The sequence below is a fragment of the Novipirellula caenicola genome (assembly GCF_039545035.1).
Lineage (GTDB): Bacteria > Planctomycetota > Planctomycetia > Pirellulales > Pirellulaceae > Novipirellula > Novipirellula caenicola.
Genome location: NZ_BAABRO010000011.1, coordinates 150,116 through 173,467, shown reverse-complemented (window position 1 = coordinate 173,467; position 23,352 = coordinate 150,116). Strand labels below are relative to the sequence as shown.

Here is a 23,352-nt window from a genome sequence, read left to right as displayed (position 1 = left end):
GGTCTAGACGATCAACATGGCGTCACCGTAGCTAAAGAAGCGATATTCGCTTTCGATGGCTTTTTGATACGCCTCCATAATCAATTCGCGTCCCGCAAACGCGCTGACCAAAACCAGCAAACTGCTGCGAGGCAGATGAAAATTGGTCATCAACGCGTCGACGACTTTGAATTGAAACGGCGGCTTGATGAACAGGTCCGTCGCGCCGGTCCAAGGCTCGAGTTTTCCTTCGGCGTTTCTCGCTGCACTTTCGAGCACGCGGACGCTGGTGGTGCCGACGGCGATGCAGCGACCATGCGCTCGGCGGGCGCGAATCGTCTCGGCGGTGGCCGCATCAATTTGGCCCCACTCGCTGTGCATCGTGTGCTCGTCGAGCCGATCGACGGCGATCGGACGAAACGTGCCGATCCCAACGTGCAGCGTCACTTCTTGGATATCGGTGCCACCGGTGCGGATGTACTCGAGCAGTTTGTCGGTGAAGTGTAATCCGGCTGTCGGGGCCGCCACACTGCCGCGATGCTCGGCGAAAACGGTTTGATAATTTTTCACGTCGGCGTCGACCATTTGGCCATCGCGGATGTAGGGCGGCAGCGGGATTCGGCCGTAACGTTCAAGCCAATCGGCCGGTTCGCGAGGCCACTCGGATTCGTCTCGGCCAGGCAATCGCGGCGTCACCAACAAGTGCCCATCGTCGGTCCGCGAGACCACCACCAACTGCATGCTGGGACGACCTTCGCGGTCTTTGATCGTGATCGCTTCGCCTGGGCGGAGCGTGCCGCGAGTTTTGGTCAGCACTTCCCAAACCCCGGTCGCCGCATCGGCTCGCAAAAACAGCCCCTGCCACTGGCCGCTCGTTTCGGCGCGATAACCGACCAACTTCGCTGGAATCACACGTGTGTTGTTGAGCACCAATGTGTCATCGGCTTTCAGCAGCTCGGGCAAATCGCGAACGTAGTGATGATCAATCGTGCCCGCTTTGCGATCCACCAGCATCAATCGAGCATCGCTGCGAGTCGCCAATGGTTCTTGGGCAATTCGCTCGCGAGGCAGGTCGTAGTCGTATAGTTCTATATCGCTCATCGCGGACAGTGTAGTTTTTGTCGAGCGTGCGCGGCAGCCCCCAAAGCGACTTTGAAAAAGCGGGGGGGGATGTCGAAAGCCTCGACGGCTTGTTGATTTAGTGAAGGTTCCTGCGGCACGGGGTGTAGGATGGACTTCCTAGTCCGTCAATGGTGGATTCGACGGACTAGGAAGTCCATCGTACGACTAAATCAACAAGCCGCCCGCGAATTCCGCTGCGGAAAGGAGGACTTCCGCTGCGGAAAGATTGGGCGACTGACGAAACTCTTGGCGAGTTTCGCTACGGGAACAATCACAGCACGTTAGGCGCTGGCGTCGGGCCGCTTGACCTTCATGTGCTCCCACGCTTTGTGGGTTGCCATCCGCCCACGACGTGTTCGCACGATCATCTCGGTGCGGAGCAAGAACGGCTCGACTTCGTCTTCGAGCGTGTCGCTGCTGACGTTCATCGTATGGGCGATCGCCTCGAGTCCCGCCGGGCCTCCCAAAAAGACCCGCATCAACGTATCGAGGTAGCCGCGGTCTTGCTTGTCCAGCCCCAACGTATCGATCCCGATCATATCGAGCGCCGCGGCGGTGACCGCCGCATCGACCTTCCCATTGGCTTTGCTTTGAGCGTAATCGCGGACCCACAGCAAGCGATTGTTCGCCAACCGCGGCGTGCTGCGACTTCGCGCGGCAATCACGCCTGCGGAACCATCGTCGATGGCGATTTTCAGCTTATTGGAATTGCGTTGCACGATCTCGCACAACTCCGATTGATTGTACCAACCGAGATGTTCGCGAATTTGAAAACGGTCTCTCAGCGGAGCACTCAACATCCCCGCCCGCGTCGTTGCTCCGATCAACGTGAACGGTCGCAATTCGTAATTCAGCGTCCGCGCGCTGACGCCTTCGCCAAGGATGATGTCGATGCGAAAATCTTCCATCGCCGTGTACAAATACTCTTCGACCGATTTAGGAATCCGGTGAATTTCATCGATGAATAGCACAGCGCCGGCGGAGAGATTCGTCAGATAGGGCAGCAGATCCTTGGGGGCTCGCAACCCCGCACCATTGGCCATTTCGACCGTCGTCCCCATCTCGGCGGGAATCACGGTGGCGAACGTCGTCTTACCGAGTCCCGGCGGGCCATCAAACAAGATATGACCGAGCGGTTCGCCGCGGCCCTGGGCAGCGTCGATTGCGATCTTCAACCGTTCGATGACGTCCTGCTGGCCGACCATTTCGTCCATCCGCCGAGGGCGCAGCGAATTGTCCTGCTCTTTCGGCATCAACGCTTCGGTTTCCGACTCAGGTTCGGTTTGTTGGTAGACTGCTTCTCTGGCCATGCATTACACTCCCTTGGTTGACTTAGCCCTCCTACTTTAACGATATCCCGTGGTTTGGCGTACCGCAAATTCTCTCGACTCTCGCGATGACTTCACGAATCACTGATAAACCACCGCAATTTCTCGGCAATCCCCCACTCACGCTCGAAAAAACCAGCGTCGCTGCCCCCCCCGAAAGCCAAAATTTTCATTGGCACGGGTTCACTCAGATGGCCGATTTCCAGAATATCGTCATCGATCACGCCGAGGGATGCTGGCTGACGACGACCTCTGGACAGCGACTTTTTGACGGTGTCGCCAGCCTGTGGTGCAACGTCCATGGCCACCGTCATCCGAAAATGGATGACGCGATCCGAACTCAGCTCGATCGTGTCAGCCATATCACCACGCTGGGCATGTCGGCCGATATCACCGAGCGGTTGGCCGAGCGATTGGCCGAAGTCACCCCCGGCGATTTGAAACACGTTTTCTTTAGCAGCGATGGGTCCTCGGCCGTCGAGGCGGCGCTAAAGATGGCGTTGCAGTATTGGCATTTGAAACACTCCACCACGACGCCCGCTTCGGAGCCATCCTCGACGACAAGCTCTACCTCGACCTCCAAAACTCGCTACTTGGCACTGTCGTCGGCCTACCATGGCGACACGACCGGGGCAGTCTCGCTGGGCGGAATCAAGTACTTTCACCAACTGTTTGCCCCGATCGTTTTCACCCCGGTTCGAGGGCCATTGCCGTGCAGCTATCGGTTGCCCGATGGCGTTCGCTGCGACGATGCTTGTGATTTTTACGCGGGCAAGATTGAATCGCTACTAAAGCAACACCACACCGAACTTGCCGCCGTCGTGATGGAACCGTTGGTCCAGGGGGCGGCGGGAATGATCACGCATCCACCTGGCTTGCTCGCTCGCGTGCGTGAGCTTTGCGATCAATGCGACGTGCTGCTGATCGTGGACGAAGTTGCCACCGGATTCGGCCGTACCGGACGCATGTTCGCGTGTGACCATGAAGGGGTCACGCCAGATATCCTGTGCATGGGCAAGGGGATCACCGGCGGGTACCTGCCGATGGCCGCGACGATCGCGCGGCCTCATGTGTTTGAGGCGTTTCTAGGAAAGTCATCCGAGCGGAAACAGTTCTACCACGGCCACACGTTCGGCGGAAACCCGCTTGCCGCCGCGGCCGCCATGGCGTCGTTGGATCTGTTCCGCGAGACGAACTTGACCGCCACCATCGACGCCAAAAGCCGATTTCTACGCGGTTGTTTGGCTCCGCTGGCCGACCATCCTCATGTCGGGGATGTGCGTGGCCGCGGTTTGATGGTCGGAATCGAATTGGTGGCCGATCGCGAAAGCAAAACCCCGTTTGACAGCGACCAACTCATCGGACGCAAGGTGTGTGAGCGTGCGACTGAACTCGGCGTCTGGATCCGTCCGCTCGGGGACGTCATCGTGCTGATGCCGCCGTTGGTCGCATCGGACGACGAACTGCGTTTTCTGGCAAAAACCGTCACCCAAGCCATCGAAGAAGTGCTCGCAGAGATCGGCTAAAATATGCGGCGGATCAACCGCAAGTTAGCACGCGAGCCATGTTTTGCGTTGCGGCTGCGTGCCACGCTCCCCGAGAACCCAACACTGTGATGCCAGACTCATCGATGCCGGACTCATCGGACTCCGCAGACCAAACACCGATCGACACCTCCGATCCGGCGATCGTCGCTCGCTATGAACCGTACCTTCGCATGCTTGCGCGAGTGCAGATGCGGCGGGCGCTGCAGGCCAAAATCGGGGAATCCGACATTGTCCAGCAAACGATGCTGCAAGCGGTCCAGGCAATCGATCAATTCCGAGGCACCGGCGAAGCAGAGTTTCGCGGCTGGCTTCGACAAATCCTTGCCCGTCACCTTTGCCATCTCGATCGTGATTTCCATCGCGACAAACGAGACGTTCGACGCGAACAATCGATGCAGCAACAATTGGCCAAGTCATCGATGCGGCTCGAAGCACTGTTGGCAGGCGACGGTCCCACGCCGAGCCAGAATGTGGCATTCGGTGAAAACGTGGTAAGAATCGCCGTGGCGATCGAGCAGCTGCCCGAGGCTCAACGCGAAGCCATCCGATTGCACTACATCGAAGGCATGAAATTGAGCGAGGTGGCCGCGCAGCTGGACAAGTCCAGCGGCGCAATCGCAGGTCTGCTGCACCGAGGCATGAAGGCGTTGCGTGAACAACTCGGCGAGTCATAAACTCGGCTCATACGGCGACCACGTCCCCTCCCACCGACACCGCCCTCGCAGCGCCGCTGGCACCCCCAGGCAAGTCAAACATTCATCGCATCTTCTTGGATTGGTCCCTGCTTCTGAACATCCGGCTCCTATAACTCGGCCCGCGAAGGAGTTTTTTGTTAGTCGCAATGTCGCGGCCCCCTTTGCGTCAAGAGCTGTCTGGACCAGGAACACGATGAATGTTGAGTTGCATGTCAAATAAGAATCGCCGCCGCGGGTTTACGCTGGTGGAACTATTGGTGGTTATCGCCATCATTGGCGTTTTAGTCGGATTACTGCTGCCCGCCGTGCAAGCCGCACGCGAAGCGGCGAGAAGAATGAGTTGTGGGAATAACTTCAAACAACTTGGCTTGGGGATTCACAATTACCACGCCGCGTACAACCAATTACCGACACACAAAACGGGGACGGGGTTGGCAATGGCGACCGGGTGGGACCAATCCAACCTAAACGGCAATTGCCAAGAACTCAGCATGTTGGTGGCGCTAACCCCGTTTGTCGAAGCCCAGGCGTTGTGGGAACAAATCAGTAATCCTATGCCTGGTTTCCAGAGCATGGGGCCAACACCGGACGTCACGACGTATTCGCCGTGGGTGACCGAATTGCCCACGCTGCGTTGCCCCAGTGATCCGGGTGTCGGTAGCCCCGGCCTTGCCCGCACGAACTACGCCGCGTGTTTGGGTGACAGTGCTTATTCGATGACGCATGGGCCTCGATCCAATTTACTGACACTCAGCAGCACTGCTGCGGGTGCGGCTCGAGCAAACCAACGAGGCGTGTTCGTTCCGCGTGACAAAGCGGCATTCCGAGACATCCTAGACGGATTGGCCAACACGATCATGATGGGTGAAATCGCAACCGATCTTGGAGATCGCGACACGCGCACCGCGGCCAAGGCGGCTGGCGCCCTGGTCGGTGGACTCGGGATAAATCCAGCCGATTGCAGCACGGGCAAAGACAACAATCGCCCGCAATTTTGGGCGTCGGGCACTGCCACGATCCTAGACGGTGGAAACGCTGCGTTTGGTCGCGGCTTTCGCTGGGCCGATGGCAACCCCGTCTACTCGACGATGCAAACGATCTCGCCACCGAACTCGCCCGCATGTTCGACAAACCAAGGCATCATTGACGGCTCGGGCGCGCTAACGTCCTCAGCGACCGCTGATAAAAACTATGGTTTGATGCCCGCTGGCAGCCGACACCAAGGCGGTTGCCACGTCTTGATGGGCGATGGATCGGTCAAATTCATTACCGATTCGATTGAAGCCGGCAGCCAATCGACTCGCATGGTCAGCAACATCGAAGGAAACGCTGGTCCGCCATCGACGTTGCCTGGATCCGCAAGCCCTTACGGTTTGTGGGGTGCATTGGGAACGCGTGCTGGCAAGGAAGTCGTTTCCGGCGACTTCTAGACAAATCGATCAAATCAATTCCCACGTTCATCCGCGCCGTGTTTGCTAAGGCAAATGCGGCGTTTTTCGTTGACACGTTCAGCGCGTACAACGTGCCGCCACAAGCATGCTAATATGCTTTGCACCGCCAAAGCGTTGCAGATTGGTGATTCGTCCACTACGCAGGGAACTCGATTCATGCTCGCGGAAATCCAACGTCGGCTGATCTTCATCATTTGTTTGGTCATGTTGGTTCCAACGACAGCCCTGGTCGCGGAGGAACTAGACCCTCAGGTCGCGACCTCCGTCATCGAGGGCTTCACGCCGATTGAAACGGTCAACCGTCCCGCGACGTGGAATCGATTTCGCATCTTCGTATGGCAGTTTCATACGGATGCTACAAAAGACCACAAGCTCTACGAGCAGGTCGGGTTGAATGCATTTCACCTAGACCGAGGCGAGGGAAAACAATCGATCACCCGTTGGTCCAACGAACATAAATGGCCTTACTACGTCGATCATGCCGCTGGCAAAGGGGTGTTGCATCTGACCAACGCGACGGGGTTGTCGAACCTAAAAACCGATGGTTCGTTGCAACCACGACCGCAGAGCTTGATCACAGCGAAATCGATCGATTCATTGTGCCGAACGCTTGATGTGAATCTCGCGGTTGCGAACCAAGGACAGATCGCGGCGGTCGCACTGGACGACGAAATCAGTTTGGCGTCGTTTAACAATCCGGTCGAAGTCGATGCCTCTGCCGAATCGATCAATCTTTTTCAAACCTGGCTCGAGTCGAAATATGGCTCCATTTCAAAGCTGAACCGGCAATGGAATTCCGATTGGAAACATTTTTCTGAAATTCAACCGACGTCCTTTGAAACCATCCGCCCATCACTAGAAACCACCGCATTTGCCGATTGGAATCTTAGTCCTTGGATCGATTGGCGCACTTACATGGATGACCAATTTAGCAGTGCGATTGCTCGTTTGGTCCGGCATGGCTCGGAACGCTCCGCCGGCGTGCCGGTCGGAATCGTGGGCGGGCAACAACCAAGTCCCTTCGGCGGCTACGACTACAGCAAAATCACCAACGCGGTGCAGTGGATCGAATCGTATGACATCGGCGGCACCAATGAATTGCTAACCTCATTTTGGAGCGAATCGCGCAAACCGATCGTGCAAACCTTTTTTGCCACTGGCGATATCGCAACCGACCAATGGATGCTGTGGTACTACTTGGCTCATGGCAACGCGGGCGCCATCGCATGGCCTGACATCAAGGGGCGACCATGGTTCGGTGCCGGATCGATTCACCCTGCGGTCAAAGCACTGCAGTCGACATTTCGTGAAGTCCAAGCTCCAAAACTTGCGTTTCTAACCGATCCTAAAACTCGCCGCATTCACGACCGAGTGGCAATGGTGTATTCGCACGAGAGCGTTCAAGCATCGTGGGCCGCCGACGCATTGGTACACGGCAAAACGTGGCCGCGACGATCATCGAGCCTCGACAATGCCTGCTCAAGTGCGGGCAAGAACCGTGTGGCGTGGAACAAATTGCTCGAGGATCTCGGCATTCAAGCACAATGGATCCGAGTGGACGACCTCGAAAACGGAATGCTGGACCGCTCGGATTTTGACGTCGTGGTCCTACCACGAACGATGGCGATCAGTGATGCGGCCTGTAATCGCATCCAAGCCTTTGTCGATGGCGGCGGCTTCGCGATTGCCGACTACTGGACCGCGATTTTGGATTCGCATGGAAAAGCGAGAGTCGACCCCAAAGGCCGATTGCACGGCAAACTTGATCATTTGTTTGGCATCCAACGCGATGAGTCCCGTGGCTACTTTGATGGCCACACCGTCAGCGAAATCAACGGCGAAAAGTACAACCAGCCCTTCCTCGAGCGATTGCCCGCGGACGCTGAAAAGCAGGCGGGCGGCATGATCGTCGAACGAGGGACCTCAGCCAACATCAACTCACCCCACGCCGACCTGGATAATCCAACCAAGCCCCCCATCACGTTTTATGCAAAGCAACGTGGTCGTGGTCGCACTCTGTATATGAATTTGTCGTTGCTCGCCTATTTTGACAACACGTACCGAATATCGAGCGAAGGCGACCAATTGAGGAAAGCGATGGCAAACGCGATCGGCAATCGACTTCGCATCAAAGCCACATTGCAATCAAGCGAGTCCGCCGCGATGGCAGAGATCCTTCATTGGCGGCGTGGCGACGAAGACTACCTGGTCATCATTGGCAATCCGTCTCGCCAAGCGAGTGTCAACGACGCGGGATCGACGAAATTGGTGTTTCGTCCCCAGCGAGTCACGCTGAAGCCTCATTTTTCTTATACACGTGCAATCGATATTCGCAGCGGCAACGAGTACGATCCAGGGCAACCGATCCTATTTGATTGGCATCCCGAGTCCGCCACGGTATTGCGGTTCACGGGAATGCAGTCACGCTAACCGCCCTAGTTCATCGTATGTTAAAGAATGTTTCCTTACCGAGTTTCCGTGATGAGTTGCCTGCCGACGAACATTTCGAATTGATTGAAGAAGCGAACTCGCGAGTGGATGCATTCACCCGAAATCGCCGAGACACGATTCACAACTTTGTCGTATCGGATTTCGAATTGGTCGGTGCCGCCATCCGCTGGTTGGTTGAAAACCGACTCGCTTGCGGCGAATCATTTTTGGAATGGGGCAGCGGTTTTGGTGTCGTCACGATGTTGGCGGCGATCGAGGGTATGGACGCAGTGGGAATCGAAGTCGAGCAGGACTTGATTGATCAATCGCGGCGTCTTGCGGACGACTTTGACATTGACGCCGAATTTGTCGAGGGCAGCTTTTTGCCCGAGGACCGCAGCATCATCGAATCGATCATCCACGATTTTGAAAACGTCGATATCGACAGCCCGAGTGCCTACGAGAGGTTGGGAAAGTCCATCGACGAGTTCGATTTGATTTTCGCCTTTCCATGGCCGGGCGAGCAGCAGTATTTCGCAGCCATCTTTGACCAATTTGCCGCCGACGGTGCGTTGCTGCTAACGTACGACGGACGCAACCAATTGCGACTTCAGCGACGCGAATAAAGGACGCGAACGGTGAAACCGGTGACTGTCATTCGGCTTCCGATACGGCGGGCGTTTCGCTGTTTTGGTGACACGTCAACACGATGCGAATCGCCTCGTAAGAGACCTTGCCTTCAAAAAATTCGAACATCGGTTTGATTCGTCCTTCTGCGACCAATGGCAAATTGGCGAGAATCGAATCACGCGTTGACTTGTCCACCCAAGGCGATGGGTCCGTGATTTTTTCTTGACGCAAAAAATCCTGCAGATACCCCACCACGGTCGAAACCGCTCTCCCCAATTTTTCAGCGACCTCTTCGATCGACTCGCCACGGCGGAAATGATCGAATGCCGAAATCGAATTTGCGTTGGGCAAGACCGCGCGAGGTGCAGTGGCCAATGGGGCGGGAACGGTTTTCACATCCATTTCGAGCTGGTGCGTTTCACTGTACGCACGAATCGGCTCGAGAAACGTTTCGCCAAAATCGGCCAATTTGCGATCGCCCACGCCTTTGATCTTGCCAAACGCCTCGAGCGTTGTCGGACGAACGCGAGCAAGTTCACGCAGCGTGGCATCACCAAAGACGATGTAGGCGGGCACGTTATTTTCCGACGCGATCGCACTTCGCTTACTCCGCAATGCTTCGAACAACCCGCGATCCACTCCGTCCCACGAATCGACCGACACGGCGCGGCTGCGTGAGCGTTTGGCTTTACCAGGGACACTCAATCGTGGATTCCCATCGCGGTGCAGCAACCGACGACCGGATTCGGAAAGTGAAACAAGTTGGTATTCCCCGGTGCGCTGCAAATACGATTGTTGGACCAATTGATCAATCCACATCCGTACCGCGTCCAATCCGTCGTCGGCCAACAACCCATGGGTGCTGAGTTTATCGTGACCGAGCTGGACGATCCGCTGTTCCGTGGATCCGACGAGGACCTTGGCAACATGTGAAGCGCCGAAGCGTTCTTTCACTCGCAACACACACGACAATATTTTTTGGCTCAAGGTGATGGGATCGTCAACGAGTTGAATCTCATCAAGACAAACGTCACAAGCCCCGCAATTTTCGTGCGGATAAGGCTGGCCAAAATACTCAACCAAAGCTTTGTGGCGGCACACCGGGCTACCGCACAACTGATTGATCGCTTCGAGCGATTGTAGCGCGCCGCCCGCGGTCGCTTGAGCATCGCCCTGCATGATCTTTTTCCACGTGACGACGTCGCCACCGGAGTAGATTAAAACGCATTCGGATTCCAAACCATCTCGCCCGGCACGACCGCTTTCTTGTTGGTAATGCTCGATCGACTTTGGCATCCCCGCGTGGACCACAAATCGGACGTTGGATTTATCGATCCCCATCCCAAAAGCAACCGTGGCGACGATCACATCGCACGTTTCTTTGATGAATGCGTCTTGGCTTTGTTTGCGATCCTCGTCACTCATGCCGGCATGGTAGGGCAGGGCAACGGTGCCCAATTGATTCAGCGCTGCTGCGGTTCGCTCGACCTCTTTGCGGCTAATGCAATACACGATTCCGGATTCGCCGCGATGCCGCTCGATCACGTCGACGACCTGCTGCAACCGTCCGTTTGCACGCAGCATGCGATAGGTCAAATTAGGACGATCAAAATCGCCCACCAAGACCTCTGCATTCTCAAGCCCCAATTGGTTGACGATATCGTCTCGCACCGGTTGCGAAGCGGTTGCGGTGTAAGCGTGCACTGCGGCCGCAGGAAATTGTTCTTTTAGAACACGCAGCCCGCGATATTCGGGACGAAAGTCATGCCCCCAATTGCTGATACAGTGCGCTTCGTCGATCGCGAAAAACGAAATCGTCGTCTGGTGCAAAAAATCGAGCATCCGGCTCGATAGCAATCGTTCCGGAGCGACATACAGCAGTTTGGTTTTACCCGCACGGATCTGTTCGGCAACGGATTGTTTCTCTGCCTGCGTCAGCGAGCTATTGATAAATGCCGCAGCGACCCCACACGCACGCAGCGCGTCGACTTGATCCTTCATCAACGAAATCAGCGGCGAAACGACGACCGCCATTCCATCCATACAAAGCGCTGGCGACTGGAAACAAAGCGATTTCCCGCCGCCGGTCGGCAACACCGTCAAACTATCACGGCGGTCCAACACGCTGCGAATCGATGCTTCCTGCAGCGGTCGAAACGAGTCGTACCCCCAGACGTCCTGCAAAACTTGACGAACCGGCCCCATCACGCCGGCGCCGCTCGGTGAAACTGCGGTGGAAGCGTCCTGAGTCATCATCATCTTTCCTGCGAGTGGATCGTCACTGCGTCCGCTACCTATCCGGCCACTAACCGAGGAACGCATCTTCTCGATCCTAACACTTTGCGACCGAACCGCAAACGAATAGCGGCGGCGCATTGCCGCAAAATCGGATCGTCGTCGCGCCGCATCACGGATTGGAATTCGCTTGCTGAATCGTTTGCATCGCGGCGGCATAACGCTGTCCCAACAACCACTGGCTCGCAGCGTCAAAGTGCGTTCCTTCGTCCCATGTGGAAGTGCCATCGGAGGTGACCAACCCGAACCCCGGACCGCGATTGCCGATCGCTCGAATCGCGGCACGGACATTATCGCGTTTCCCGTTGTCGAACACCTCCCCAACGACCACGGGAAGCTCCGGCACCTCGATATCTTGGCGAAGACGATGGACAAACTGTAGGAATCGTTCTTGATACGCCTCGGTCGTGAGCTTTGAATCCGATTCTCCTTGATGCCACAACAACCCACGAATCGTAAAGGAATCCCCCCGCTGATTCAGCTCCTTTGTCGCCATCTGAATGGTCTCGACAAAATCGCGATAGCGAGGCCCTTGAGTTTCGGGGTCACCGCTGATCCCGGGATTCCAATCCGATCGCAAATTGGTGCCCCCTTTGGAACCTTTGATCAGTGCCAATCGACGACTCGGCTGTGTCTTTAACATTTCATGAGCAAAGCCCAATTCAGGACCAAACGTGGGCGACGGCACATCGCCTTTGTACTTTGGCGCGATGCTAAATCCAGGCCCAAGCGGTTGCCATCCGTTGCTCGACTTTGGCGGATTTCGATAGTAGATGATGGCATGATCCCGCGGTTGACGCTGCTCCGCGGTCAACTCACTCGCTTGCCCACGTCCGTCCATATTTGATTGGCCCGCCAACAGATACACGTCGTAATCGGCCGCACGTAACCATGCCGGGGTGGCTGCGATCAACACGAACAAGCAAACGATACTCGCGGGTTTCCATTTCATCATGGCTAATCTCATTCAAAGTTCCTCGTCTTGGAAATTTCTCAGGATGTGGGGGAATCGGCAGCGGTGACCGACTTTATTGTTATAGCGGGATTGGCTGTATCGGAACCGCGTTGGCACTCGCTGACTCTCGTTTCGCTCGATGAAGGTTCGCGAAGTTGATGTTCGAGCGAGTAATTGTTCAAGAAATGGGACAATTCTAGACAAACGCCTAAAGCTTGGCCTGTGATTTGCCTTCGGAACCCTTTGTGCAAACCGAATCAGCCCCACAGCCAACTCGAACCGCGGCCGGGGATGTTCGTTTCTCGATTCCCGGGCGTTCTGTGGCGACGCCTTTACAGGTCAGCCGAATTCGTGCCGATAGGTTTAAAAGGAGGCTTCTGCCGAAGGGGGCCTCGATCGCAGCGTAGAGAATGCAGTGAGCTGTGAAGATGCTTTGAGCAGTAAAAACAAGATTCTGCGTGCGGTTTGGCCTAAAATGGATCATCACTGCTCACCCCGAAACCTATCGATAATAAAAGAGATTCAATCATGCGAGTCTTTGTGACGGGCGGAACCGGTTTGCTTGGAAATACCGTGCTCCGGCAGTTGGAAGCTGCGGGACACGAAACGGTTGCGTTGGTGCGTGGCGAACCCGATCGAGAAATCTTCTCGGGACTAAACTCACGATTTCTGCATGGCGACATTCGCGACGCCGACACGATCCAGCAAGGGGTGGCTCAGTGTGATGCCGTCATTCACTCGGCCGGTCTGATCCATCTTGGATGGACGCGGCTGCACGAATCGATGCAGATCAATCGTGATGGAACCCGCGTGATTGCCGAAGCATGCCGGCAATATGACCGCAAACTGGTTCACGTCGGAACCGTCGACACGTTGGCGATTGGGTCACGAAAGACCAACGTGGACGAATCGACTCCGATCACGACTGCGAATGACCAAATTCCCTGCAGCTATGTGCAGAGTAAACGTGCCGGCGTCGAGGAAGTGCTGGCGCAAGTCGAGCTGGGGCTGCGTGCGGCGATCGTGCACCCCGGGTTTATGCTCGGCCCGTGGGACTGGAAACCGAGTAGCGGCCGGATGATGATCGAAGTGGGACGTGCGTGGCGTCCGTTGGCACCGCCCGGCGGATGCAGTCTGTGCGATTCACGCGACGTGGCATCCGGAACCATCGCCGCAATCGAACGTGGCGGCGACAACGGGCGACAATTCATCCTGGCCGGAGAAAACGTCACCTATTTCGAACTCTGGAAAGAGATCGCCGAACGGATGAATTCCCGAGCGCCGCTGATGCCCACCGGTCCTGCCGGATTGTGGATCGCGGGGAAATTGGGCGATGCGTTCTCGTTGTTCTCAGGCAAAGAAGGCGATTTGAATAGCGCCGTCATCCAAATGAGCCGGATGTTTCATTGGTACGACAGCTCTCGAGCGAAAAACGAATTGGGGTACACGATTCGTAACCTGAACGAAACGCTTGACGATGCAGCCAAATGGATCCAAACGCATCATCAATCTTCTCAGCGGATCCCAGCCTAATCTCCCGCGGGACTCTTGCTGCCGCCCCGCTGGACTTTCCCATCCGCCCCACCGGTGATGCACTGCTTGGCCGTTCGCCTGCGCATCACCTCGCAGGCAATACCACTCCCGAACTCTGTCCGCACGGGTCCAACGACAAAAAAGGACCTGTTTTTACGGTCCAGCGACGTTTGGAGAGTGTGGTTGGATCCCGATCTCAACTGCGGTTTTGCTGGATCGGCAGGGCTGCGGAGGTGGGAAAAAGCGTGTTTACTGTGCAAATCACGGCATTTCTGCGATCGATCGAGCTCGTGATTTCAGCACAACCGATCGAATCGGATTGTGCGCAAACTTGACCATTCGCTTGGCACGCGGCAGCAAAATAGTAGCAAACCGCTTCTGTGACGGCCGTCGCCGCTCGATTTCAAAAACTTTTAAGGGAAACGTGAGCGCCCTTGCGAAAGACTGGAACCGATTTTTTACGGGAATCAGAGACACGAGATTAACGAAACCCCACAAATTGGGTGGATTCTCGACAAATCAGCGAATTGACAAACGGCCGCTCACGCGATCAATCTGTTGCGATCAATTCGACGTGATTGATCCGACCACCTTGCCCAACCCTAGATGGTTCCGATCGATCATTCCCGATTCCCTTGCCGCTTCGGTAAGAATGGAATCGCAAGAAGCGAATCGCCGATGGAAGGTGATGTCGAACCCTGACACGTTTGCGAGAAAGTGAATGACCCGAGCGAAGCTCGATACGATCCGAGACGCGGCGCCGGCAGTATTGCCGAGCATGCTGATTTGTGACTTTGGTGATTTACGATCCGAAGTGGCTCGATTGGCGGACGCGGGGACGAAAGTATTGCACTTGGATGTGATGGACGGGCACTTCGTCCCGAACCTGACCTACGGGATGCCTATCATTGAAGGTTTGCGTCGGCATACGGATTTGCCGTTGGACGTGCATCTGATGATCAGCGACCCGCTAAAGTACGCACGACCGATGGTCGAAGCGGGGGCGGACATGCTGACGTTTCACGTCGAAGCCGTCGAAGATGCGGTCCATACCGCACGAGAAATCAAAAAATTGGGTGTAGGCGTCGGAGTGGCGTTGAATCCGGACACACCGATCCGAGACCTCGATTCGTGCGTAGAAGAGGTCGACATGGTGTTGGTAATGAGTGTGAACGCAGGTTTTGGCGGCCAATCATTCAATCCCGTGGCGCTCGACAAATTGAAGCTGCTGCGTGAGAGCCACCCTGATTTGCTGCTTGAAATCGATGGCGGGATCAACGAGGAAACGATTGGTCAAGCTCGCGAGGCGGGTTGCGATCTGTTTGTCGTGGGTTCGGGGATCTTCCGTGCCGACGATTACGGGGTCGCGATCTCGGAATTGGATGCGGCGATTGCCGCGGCCGATAGGCCAATCCGCAACGGGCTAAAAGGAGCAGATTCATGATCACGCTTCGCATGCCAGTGATGTCACGAGTGTTGGTCGTCCGTCCCGGCGCGACCAAATTCGATGACGAGCAACGAATCAAAGGTTCGCTCGATATGCCAATGAGCGACCGTGGGACGGTACAAGCCAATCTGTTGGCTGCCGAACTTGCGGAGGTTCGTTTCAAGACGATCTACACCTCGCCCTGCGAATCGGCGCGTGAAACGGCCGCTCGTTTGGCGAAGGGACGTGACATTCGGATCAAAGTCGTCGACGTGTTTCGCAACATCGACCACGGGCTGTGGCACGGCAAATTGATCGAAGAAGTGCGTCGGAACCAGCCGCGTGTGTATCGCACCGGGCTCGAATCCCCCGACGACATTTGTCCGCCAGGCGGAGAAACGATTCGCGAGGCGCGGTCGCGTGTCCTAAAAGCGGTCCGCAAAGCAGCCAAGAAAAGCCGCGATGAAATTGTCGCCATCGTCGCTCCCGACCCGATGGCAACCATCATCCAAAGCTTGTTAAGCGGCGAGCCGCTGCCCAATCTTTGGCAATCCGAAACCGATTCAGGAACCTGGAATCTAATCGAATCCGAGGTGGTGTGATCCAACGCGTGGATCGACATCGTTGATCCGATTGCTTGATCCGATTGCTTGATCGGATTGCTTGAGCCGATCCTTTGCTCGAATTGTTTGATCCATTCTTATTGCCGGGGCGGCGACGAATTCCCCCATTCCGTCGCCCCCGCCGGATCGATTGTCGCGTGATGCGACCGCGGTCGGGTCTCGTCATCAGATGGTCGCCCCCCCGATTGTGCGACTTCGAGCGATGCCATGGATTGACCGTGGTGGGCCTTCAGACTGCAATTTCGTTAGAAAAAGGTCACTTTTTCACTCTCAAGACGATCTCGGCGCGTTTCCATCTTTGTGAGCCGCGAATTTCGCTAATAGAATAGGGGTTGTGCCCGAGCGAGCGAGTACATCTCGGATTGCTCGACGTTACTACATTGTCACCCTGGAAATGCATCACACCGTCGCGGTCGTTGTTCACACAAGACCTCGCGTTACCATCGCCATCTCCGCCTGTTTTGACCTTCTCGTGCAATCAAGACCTTGGCGAGTGCAACTTGATTTTGCGATTTTTGTGCAAAACGAAGTGCACGCCCCTGCTGCGGGGCAAAGGAGATGGCCCTGTGCTTGGACTTCCACATTGGGGGGTGACTGCAATTCACCATGCCTAGCGGAAAACCTGCAATGATGCGAGCGACACAGCGACACCGAATGACAAATGGCTTCATCGGGATGGTTTTAATCACCGCGACGATGAGCATGTCGTGGGCGACGGTTTCGGCCGCCGACAGTGTCCCTAGCCAAGTAGCGTTGATCAACGATGCGATCGAACAAGGGTGGCGTGATTACGAGATTCGCCCCGCTCCGGAAGTCGACGATGCCACTTGGTGTCGCCGTGTTTACTTGGACGTGATCGGCCGTATCCCGACGCTCGAAGAGTTGAAAACCTTCCTCGATAGCAAGGGAAACGACAAGCGAGCGAAACTGGTCGATCAACTGCTGTATGACGACAAGTACACCGAAGAATACGCGAATCATTGGGGGTCGATTTGGACCAACGTGCTGATCGGCCGCTCCGGTGGAACCGATCGACGATCGATGACCAGCCGCGATGGGATGCAAAAATACCTTCGCGATTCCTTTGCGACGAACAAACCGTACAACACGATGGTTTACGAATTGGTCACGGCCGAAGGCACGACCAAACCAGGAACCGACAAATTCAACGGAGCGGTCAACTTTCTGGTCGACAAGGTCAACGACGAAAACGGGGTATTGGCAACCAGCAGCACCTCTCGAATTTTCCTCGGCCAACAAGTCCAGTGCACTCAGTGTCACAACCACCCGTTCAACCAGTGGAAACAACAAAAGTTCTGGGAATTCAATTCGTTCTTTCGGCAAACACGTTCGCTGCGACGGTTCGTTGACGGCACACGAGACATCGACCACGCTGAATTGGTAAGCGAAGACTTCGCCGGTGAAGCCGGGGACCCCAATGATGCATTGGTGTTCTACGAACTGCGTAATGGATTGACCAAGGTTGCGTACCCGGTATTCACCGACGGCACCGAGATTGCCAAGAGCGGGTATGTGAGCGAGGTGAATCGCCGCCAAGAACTTGGCCGCTTGATGTTGGAAAGCGAATTCCTAGACAAGATGGCGGTCAATCGAATTTGGTCGCATTTCCTTGGCTTTGGCTTCACCAAACCGATTGATGATCTAGGGCCGCACAACCCAGCATCGCATCCCGCATTGTTAGAGGATTTGGCAAAAGAGTTCCGCAAAAACAGTTACGACACCAAGCAGCTGATCACTTGGATCACGCTCAGCCGCCCCTACCAATTGAAGGCGTTGTTGGGACCGGCCAACGAGATCGACGATCCGAGCATTGGCGAGATGCCAAAATTCTCGCGTTTCTACCTTCGTCAAATGAGTGCCGAACAGCTCTACCAATCGTTGGTCAGTTCGACCAATGCCGGAGGTGGCGGCAGCTATGAAGAACAAGAGCGTCAACGTCGCGAATGGATGCAACAATTTGTTGTCGCGTTTGGAACGGACGAAGGCGACGAAGCGACGACGTTTAACGGATCGATCCCGCAAGCATTGATGTTGTTCAACGGCGACTTGGTCAAAAACGCGACCAGCATCAAACCCGGCAGCTTCTTGGATCAACTTTCGCAAAGTGGGCGGTCGCCCCGAGATCGTTTGACCGATTTGTTCATGGCCGGTTTGGCGCGGCGTCCCAACAAAAACGAGATGACGATTGCGGGCAAACTGATGGTGGCCCGCAAAGGAAACGAAAAAGAGATGTTGCAAGACATGTGGTGGGCGATTTTGAACACCAACGAATTTATCATGCAGCACTAGGTTTGCGTCATTCCGTTCCCTTGGACCGCTAGTCACCTGAATCCCTAGTCACTTGTATCCCCAACCCCAAAGTTTTCGGCTTCCTATTAGAGGCAATTGAAAGGCACGTTTGAGATGATGAATCAATGGTACACCCCAGCGGGGATGACTCGGCGTCACTTCATGAGCCACCTAGCCGGCTCGTCGGCCGCTGCGGCAGCCGCGTTCACGATGGGAGGCTCGATCTACGCCAACAGCGACGAACTGAAAAAGAAACGGCGTTCGGCAATCATGTTATGGATGGGGGGCGGCCCGTCGACGATCGATATTTGGGACTTGAAACCAGGGGCCAGCACCGGAGGCCCGTTTCGCCCGATCTCGACCACGGGCGACATGCAAATTTGCGAGCACATGCCCTTGATGGCTCAGCAAATGAAACACATGTCGATCGTTCGCAGCATGTCGACGCGTGAAGCGGATCACAATCGCGGCCGCTACTACATGCACACCGGATACGTTCCCAATCCGAACATCGAACACCCCAGCTATGGATCGGTGTTGTCGCACGAATTGATTGACCAACGGCCCGAACTCGAGATCCCGCCGTTCGTTTCGATCGGTGGTGCCAGCACCGGGCCTGGATTCTTGGGGATGGCATGGTCGCCGTTTTCAGTGACCAGCAACGGCCGAATTCGCAATCTCGAGATGAGCATGGAGAATTCTCGCTTGATGCAGCGGATGGCGGCGCTCAACATGATCGAGCAAGATTTTGCCAAACGGACGCGAGATTTGCCCGCCACCGAGCATTCGAAAGTCCTCAAAAAGACGTTCGATTTGATGACCAGCGAACAAATGAAGGCGTTCAAAGTCGCCGAGGAACCCGAAGAGGTCAAAGAACGTTACGGGACCAATGGATTTGGCCAAGGTTGTTTGTTGGCCCGCCGGTTGGTCGAAGCGGGAGTGCCGTTTATCGAAGTCGATCTTGGCGGCTGGGATAACCACGGCGATATTCATGCTACACTGAAAGACAACAAACTGCCGATCCTCGACAAAGCGATGAGCGCGTTGGTCGAAGACTTGGATCAACGTGGATTGCTGCAAGACACCGTGGTGATGTGGATGGGTGAGTTTGGACGCACGCCGAACATCAATGCCGGAGCCGGACGCGATCACTTTGCACGTGCTTGGTCCTGCGTTGTGGGTGGCGCCGATATCAAGGGCGGTTTGGCGGTTGGCGAGACCAGCCGCGATGGGTCGGCGGTAGAGACCGAGCCTTACAGTTCCGAAGACCTGATGACCACCGTGGTCAAGGGACTCGGAATTTCTACCGAAAAAACCTTTACCAGCAAGAATGGTCGACCGATGAAAATTGCTGGTGGCGGCAAGATCATTCGCGAACTTGTGTAACGAACGCAGTGCCAAAGTCGGATGGATCGCAACGTAAACCACTCAGTTCCGCAGCGGATGCAAGTCATCAAAGCGATGCGGACGTGGGGCTGCGCGGCTCCACCACGAACTCGAGTGTTTGCGATCCTCACGTCGATCTCGAGCCCGCGGAACTGATCGAGCGCCACCAACGAGGCGTTTGGCGGTACTTGCGGATGCTCGGTTGCGACAGCTCTACGGCGGACGACCTGACTCAAGAAACGTTTTTACGTGTCTTGCGGCAGGGCAATTTCACGCAGCACAATGATGCCGCGACCGCCGGTTATCTAAGACGCACCGCGTACAACTTGCTGGTTTCGCGGCATCGCAAACACGGCCGGGTGCAAACCGTGGCCGAGCCAGCGGTGCTGGACGAAATCTGGAATCGCTGGGCGGGCAAGGATTTGACGGGCGATATTGCCATCGATGCGCTAAGAAATTGCATGGAATTGCTAACCGAGCGAGCACAATCGGCACTGCAAATGCGTTTTAGAGATGACATCAGCCGAGTTGAGATCGGTGCTGCACTTGGAATTTCCGATCATGGTGCACGAAATTTGATGCAACGAGCAAAGCAGCAACTCCGAGATTGTGTCGAGGAGAAGCTGCACGCTAAGAATAGATAAGATGAACCGAAAAATTTCCCCTCACGAAGAACAAGCGATTGACGCGATGTTGGCCGAATTACACGGCCGACCCGCTCCCGATTTGTCTCAACAAATCCTGCGGCGATTGCGTGAAACCCCTGTTCAGGGCGAGCAATGTGCCGAATCCTTGACTTCATCGGGGTCGCTGCGGGTCGAGGTAGAAGCGACACGTCGGCGTACCGTTGCCGACAAACCTGACACACTTTCCCCGTGGAAAATTGCGACTGCGATCGCCGCGATTGCTGCGGCACTCCTGTTGGTCGTGTGGATTGCCCGTGACGCCAACGATGTCAATCCTCCGCTGACAGCCCAAGATGCAAATCAGCTCGATTCACTGCCCGGTGTGTCCGACCGCGCGCTGCGATCGCACGAACTTGCGCATGATGGCACAGCCCCCCGTTCGGCCGAGACCACGTCGCAAAAGAATGTGGCTTCCGAATCAGTAGACCGAAAACCGCTAAAGGGGATTCCGTTAGCGATGGAATCCTCGGCCGCCGATCCGCTAACCGAGATCGAGCAACCGAAAACCCAGCCACGCGTGGTTCCATCAGCCACGCTCAAGACGCCAACGATTGCACCGGAAAACCGCAAGGCCGTGACGTTGGTCGCAACAGAGATCGACACCAACCTGCACGATTACTGGTCATCGCTTGGCATCCAAGCGGCGGAAGAAGCGGCTGTGGCTGAAATCGCAGCACGATTGTCGAACGTATTGGGAACCGAGGTCCCCGAACAAGCGATCGAATCGGTAACCGCATTCGAAACGTTCCTTGCCAACCCCGAGGTGGCTCGCAGCGCCGCACAGCAATTCTTGAACGTGGTCACCGATGGTGGGTTTGGAAAACTTGATTCCGACAGTCAGACTTCGTTATTGAGCGAGCTAGCGAACTGTTTTGGTTCGCAGCAACCCTTTGATGAAACGCTGACTGCTTGGATCAGCGGTGACAGCCAAAACTCGCTGCACTGGTACTCGGCGAACGCCACCGATGGCATTCATCCTTTGGCTCGCCGCTTTGCCACGCTGACGATGAATGTCGACGTTCGCTGTATCAAATGTCACGATTCGGTGATCGAAAGCCGCGGCACGCAGAGCGAATATTGGGCATTTGCAGGATTGTTGGAGCGAAGCGTCAATCGAAAAAACAAAAAAGTTCTGTCCGTCAAAACGGACCGAGCCTCGGATGAGCTCGTTTTCTTTGAAACGCTTGATGGCCGCCAGAAAGTGGTCGAAGCAGGAGTGCCAGCCAGCTGGATCGCAGGTTCAGGCGACACCGCAGCGATGGACTTGAAACAATGGTCACAACGGGTCACGGGGTCTCGCGAACTTGCTCGCGGCGTTGTCAATTCGATGTGGCGTATGGTTCACGGGCGTCCGTTACGCGGTTCGGTTGTCGATTTGTCGACGCCTCCGCATACCGAATCACTCGGTTCGCTCGAGCGACGATTGGTCGACGATTTGATCGATTCACGTTTTGACATTGCCCGCACCTTGGCGTTGATTGTGTCCACCTCGACCACACGACGATCGGTTCCGGCAGCCCTGCGAGCTGATCAAATTGCGATGGCCAGCCAAGCGGATATCGACCATGGCAACATGTTGGTCGGGGCGTTTGCGGCGGCACCGCCCCAGCACGCCTCGTTGCCAGTTTCCAAACGCGTTCAGTTTGCCAGTCGCTCCGTTGGCGTCAGCCTCGACGCGATTCAGAAAGAAACCATGCTGTTGGCGCAGACGCTTGATTCGGCGAACCGTGCATTCCAGCCGAAACGTTCAGAGGGAGCGGCTGCGAAGAAAGCCAATGTCACGATCGAGCAGTTTCCAGGTAAAGCAGTCGGACCTCCGGTTCAATGGCTGACCTTGATCGACGGTTTAGACGAAAAGGTGAACCATCTAGCCTACCTTGTCCCGATGCAAAAGGTTCCCCAACCGGTCGACGACGTCGTCGACAAAATGGTCGCGGAAAAGAATCCCGAACCATTGATCCTGCACCGTGTGTGGTGGATGATCCATCCCTAGAAAAACACCCCACGCCCTTTGGTGACGACGAAACCCTTGGTTCGGGGCATGATCGGATGGCTCGCGGCACCGCGTTTGTTCTTCGCAAAGCCCCGCGTCTTGGATGATTCGATTATGATAGAGATCCAACGATTCATTGTCGTTGGGGATTCTCTTCCATCTAGTCGAGCGAGGCCGAGGGACTGACATGGGCATCCGGTTCGCCTGCCATGTTTGCAACAAGCAACTGAATATCAAGCGTGAACTCGCGGGCCGCCGCGGGGTGTGCCCATCGTGTGCGTCACGATTCCGTATTCCGTTGCACGACACCGCTAAATCCACTCCGGTCGAAGTGCGGACCGCCCCCGTCGCCGCTGAATCCCAAGCGGGTGCTCCGCAGCCACAAGCTGAGTCTCGCCAACCGAGTTCGGTCGCGACGGCATCAGATTCTTCGGGTGAGGACATCGCTGCGAACGTCGATGTTGCTCCGGCAGCTCGCACGATTGAGCGTCCCAAGTCATCCAGTGCATTGTTTGACGGCGAGTCCACGTGGTACGTTCGCCCACCCAGTGGTGGTCAATACGGACCGGCCAGCGAAGAGGTGTTTCGTGAATGGATCACCGAAGGCCGTGTCGCAGCGACGGCGCTGGTGTGGCGCGACGGCTGGGCCGAGTGGCGGGATGCGATCGACGTATTGCCCGAGCTTTCCGGCCGTGCCGCTGTGGTTACCCCGGTAGCCAAGCGAAACAATCATTTTGGTGACACCGCTGAAAAATTCGCGTTTGATTCGGCGGCGCTGACCCCATCGTCCGGAGACATGTCACCCGCGGCAACCGAAGTGTATGGAAATCGACAAATCGGAGCGATCAAGCGAAAGCGATTCCTGCAACGCGCCGTCACGATTACCGTCCTTTCTCTTGTCGCAATTGGGTTGGTCGCCGCCCTGTTGGCGGTGGCGGGGCGGTAGGGCCGATCTCGCATTAC

Annotated in this window: 17 protein-coding genes; 13 read left to right on the top strand and 4 right to left on the bottom strand. The window is 56.0% G+C overall.

Annotation, left to right across the window (positions count from 1 at the left end):
- Positions 1-3: 3 nt before the first annotated feature.
- Together queA and ruvB are read right to left on the bottom strand one after the other, a co-directional pair.
- Positions 4-1,080 (bottom strand): tRNA preQ1(34) S-adenosylmethionine ribosyltransferase-isomerase QueA, encoded by a 1,077-nt coding sequence (queA, locus tag ABEA92_RS20000; protein WP_345685618.1) that lies wholly within the window; start codon positions 1,078-1,080, stop codon positions 4-6.
- Between the two features lie 302 nt (positions 1,081-1,382).
- On the bottom strand, positions 1,383-2,354 hold the full coding sequence (gene ruvB / locus ABEA92_RS19995) for a Holliday junction branch migration DNA helicase RuvB (protein WP_345685718.1): 972 nt from the start codon (positions 2,352-2,354) through the stop codon (positions 1,383-1,385).
- 143 nt (positions 2,355-2,497) lie between these two features.
- On the opposite strand from ruvB, the gene bioA reads away from it, so the two are divergent.
- From bioA to ABEA92_RS19970, 5 genes are all read left to right on the top strand, one after another.
- On the top strand, positions 2,498-3,955 hold the full coding sequence (gene bioA / locus ABEA92_RS19990; RefSeq protein WP_345685617.1) for an adenosylmethionine--8-amino-7-oxononanoate transaminase: 1,458 nt from the start codon (positions 2,498-2,500) through the stop codon (positions 3,953-3,955).
- A gap of 89 nt (positions 3,956-4,044) precedes the next feature.
- Positions 4,045-4,650 (top strand): sigma-70 family RNA polymerase sigma factor, encoded by a 606-nt coding sequence (locus ABEA92_RS19985; protein ID WP_425572468.1) that lies wholly within the window; start codon positions 4,045-4,047, stop codon positions 4,648-4,650.
- A 230-nt stretch (positions 4,651-4,880) separates the two neighbouring features.
- The gene (locus tag ABEA92_RS19980; protein ID WP_345685616.1) at positions 4,881-6,101 is read left to right on the top strand and encodes a DUF1559 family PulG-like putative transporter; all 1,221 of its coding nucleotides are present in this window, start codon (positions 4,881-4,883) and stop codon (positions 6,099-6,101) included.
- Positions 6,102-6,278: 177 nt separating this feature from the next.
- A complete protein-coding gene (locus ABEA92_RS19975; RefSeq protein WP_345685615.1) occupies positions 6,279-8,552 on the top strand; it encodes a beta-galactosidase trimerization domain-containing protein in 2,274 nt (757 codons plus the stop codon).
- 17 nt (positions 8,553-8,569) lie between these two features.
- Positions 8,570-9,178 (top strand): class I SAM-dependent methyltransferase, encoded by a 609-nt coding sequence (locus ABEA92_RS19970; protein ID WP_345685614.1) that lies wholly within the window; start codon positions 8,570-8,572, stop codon positions 9,176-9,178.
- Positions 9,179-9,206: 28 nt separating this feature from the next.
- On the opposite strand, the gene recQ is transcribed toward ABEA92_RS19970, so the two are convergent.
- Entirely contained in the window at positions 9,207-11,504 is a 2,298-nt protein-coding gene (gene recQ / locus ABEA92_RS19965; RefSeq protein ID WP_345685613.1) for a DNA helicase RecQ, read from the bottom strand.
- An 85-nt stretch (positions 11,505-11,589) separates the two neighbouring features.
- Complete coding sequence (locus tag ABEA92_RS19960; RefSeq protein WP_345685612.1) at positions 11,590-12,432, bottom strand: sialate O-acetylesterase; 843 nt, start codon at positions 12,430-12,432, stop codon at positions 11,590-11,592.
- Between the two features lie 528 nt (positions 12,433-12,960).
- Between ABEA92_RS19960 and ABEA92_RS19955 the strand changes: the two genes are divergently transcribed.
- The 8 genes from ABEA92_RS19955 to ABEA92_RS19920 all read left to right on the top strand — a co-directional run bounded on the left by ABEA92_RS19955 (position 12,961) and on the right by ABEA92_RS19920 (position 23,335).
- Complete coding sequence (locus ABEA92_RS19955; protein ID WP_345685611.1) at positions 12,961-13,965, top strand: NAD-dependent epimerase/dehydratase family protein; 1,005 nt, start codon at positions 12,961-12,963, stop codon at positions 13,963-13,965.
- A 721-nt stretch (positions 13,966-14,686) separates the two neighbouring features.
- Positions 14,687-15,409 carry a ribulose-phosphate 3-epimerase gene (gene rpe / locus ABEA92_RS19950; protein WP_345685610.1) on the top strand — a complete coding sequence of 241 codons (723 nt, stop codon included), beginning with the start codon at positions 14,687-14,689 and terminating at the stop codon, positions 15,407-15,409.
- Entirely contained in the window at positions 15,406-15,993 is a 588-nt protein-coding gene (locus ABEA92_RS19945; RefSeq protein ID WP_345685609.1) for a histidine phosphatase family protein, read from the top strand. The genes rpe and ABEA92_RS19945 overlap by 4 nt, the downstream gene beginning before the upstream one ends.
- A gap of 723 nt (positions 15,994-16,716) precedes the next feature.
- Entirely contained in the window at positions 16,717-18,324 is a 1,608-nt protein-coding gene (locus tag ABEA92_RS19940; RefSeq protein WP_345685716.1) for a DUF1549 domain-containing protein, read from the top strand.
- A 114-nt stretch (positions 18,325-18,438) separates the two neighbouring features.
- The gene (locus ABEA92_RS19935) at positions 18,439-19,710 is read left to right on the top strand and encodes a DUF1501 domain-containing protein (RefSeq protein ID WP_345685608.1); all 1,272 of its coding nucleotides are present in this window, start codon (positions 18,439-18,441) and stop codon (positions 19,708-19,710) included.
- 8 nt (positions 19,711-19,718) lie between these two features.
- Positions 19,719-20,354, top strand: coding sequence for an RNA polymerase sigma factor (locus ABEA92_RS19930; protein ID WP_345685607.1), 636 nt, complete (start codon positions 19,719-19,721; stop codon positions 20,352-20,354).
- A 1-nt stretch (position 20,355) separates the two neighbouring features.
- Positions 20,356-22,389 carry a hypothetical protein gene (locus tag ABEA92_RS19925; protein ID WP_345685606.1) on the top strand — a complete coding sequence of 678 codons (2,034 nt, stop codon included), beginning with the start codon at positions 20,356-20,358 and terminating at the stop codon, positions 22,387-22,389.
- Positions 22,390-22,576: 187 nt separating this feature from the next.
- On the top strand, positions 22,577-23,335 hold the full coding sequence (locus tag ABEA92_RS19920) for a DUF4339 domain-containing protein (RefSeq protein WP_345685605.1): 759 nt from the start codon (positions 22,577-22,579) through the stop codon (positions 23,333-23,335).
- The last annotated feature ends 17 nt before the right edge of the window (positions 23,336-23,352 follow it).

Coding starts and splice junctions, on each gene's coding strand:
- queA (WP_345685618.1), bottom strand. CDS start 1,080: ATGAGCGATATAGAACTATACGACTACGACCTGCCTCGCGAGCGAATT.
- ruvB (WP_345685718.1), bottom strand. CDS start 2,354: ATGCCGAAAGAGCAGGACAATTCGCTGCGCCCTCGGCGGATGGACGAA.
- bioA (WP_345685617.1), top strand. CDS start 2,498: ATGACTTCACGAATCACTGATAAACCACCGCAATTTCTCGGCAATCCC.
- ABEA92_RS19985 (WP_425572468.1), top strand. CDS start 4,045: ATGCCAGACTCATCGATGCCGGACTCATCGGACTCCGCAGACCAAACA.
- ABEA92_RS19980 (WP_345685616.1), top strand. CDS start 4,881: ATGTCAAATAAGAATCGCCGCCGCGGGTTTACGCTGGTGGAACTATTG.
- ABEA92_RS19975 (WP_345685615.1), top strand. CDS start 6,279: ATGCTCGCGGAAATCCAACGTCGGCTGATCTTCATCATTTGTTTGGTC.
- ABEA92_RS19970 (WP_345685614.1), top strand. CDS start 8,570: ATGTTAAAGAATGTTTCCTTACCGAGTTTCCGTGATGAGTTGCCTGCC.
- recQ (WP_345685613.1), bottom strand. CDS start 11,504: ATGCGTTCCTCGGTTAGTGGCCGGATAGGTAGCGGACGCAGTGACGAT.
- ABEA92_RS19960 (WP_345685612.1), bottom strand. CDS start 12,432: ATGATGAAATGGAAACCCGCGAGTATCGTTTGCTTGTTCGTGTTGATC.
- ABEA92_RS19955 (WP_345685611.1), top strand. CDS start 12,961: ATGCGAGTCTTTGTGACGGGCGGAACCGGTTTGCTTGGAAATACCGTG.
- rpe (WP_345685610.1), top strand. CDS start 14,687: ATGACCCGAGCGAAGCTCGATACGATCCGAGACGCGGCGCCGGCAGTA.
- ABEA92_RS19945 (WP_345685609.1), top strand. CDS start 15,406: ATGATCACGCTTCGCATGCCAGTGATGTCACGAGTGTTGGTCGTCCGT.
- ABEA92_RS19940 (WP_345685716.1), top strand. CDS start 16,717: ATGTCGTGGGCGACGGTTTCGGCCGCCGACAGTGTCCCTAGCCAAGTA.
- ABEA92_RS19935 (WP_345685608.1), top strand. CDS start 18,439: ATGATGAATCAATGGTACACCCCAGCGGGGATGACTCGGCGTCACTTC.
- ABEA92_RS19925 (WP_345685606.1), top strand. CDS start 20,356: ATGAACCGAAAAATTTCCCCTCACGAAGAACAAGCGATTGACGCGATG.
- ABEA92_RS19920 (WP_345685605.1), top strand. CDS start 22,577: ATGGGCATCCGGTTCGCCTGCCATGTTTGCAACAAGCAACTGAATATC.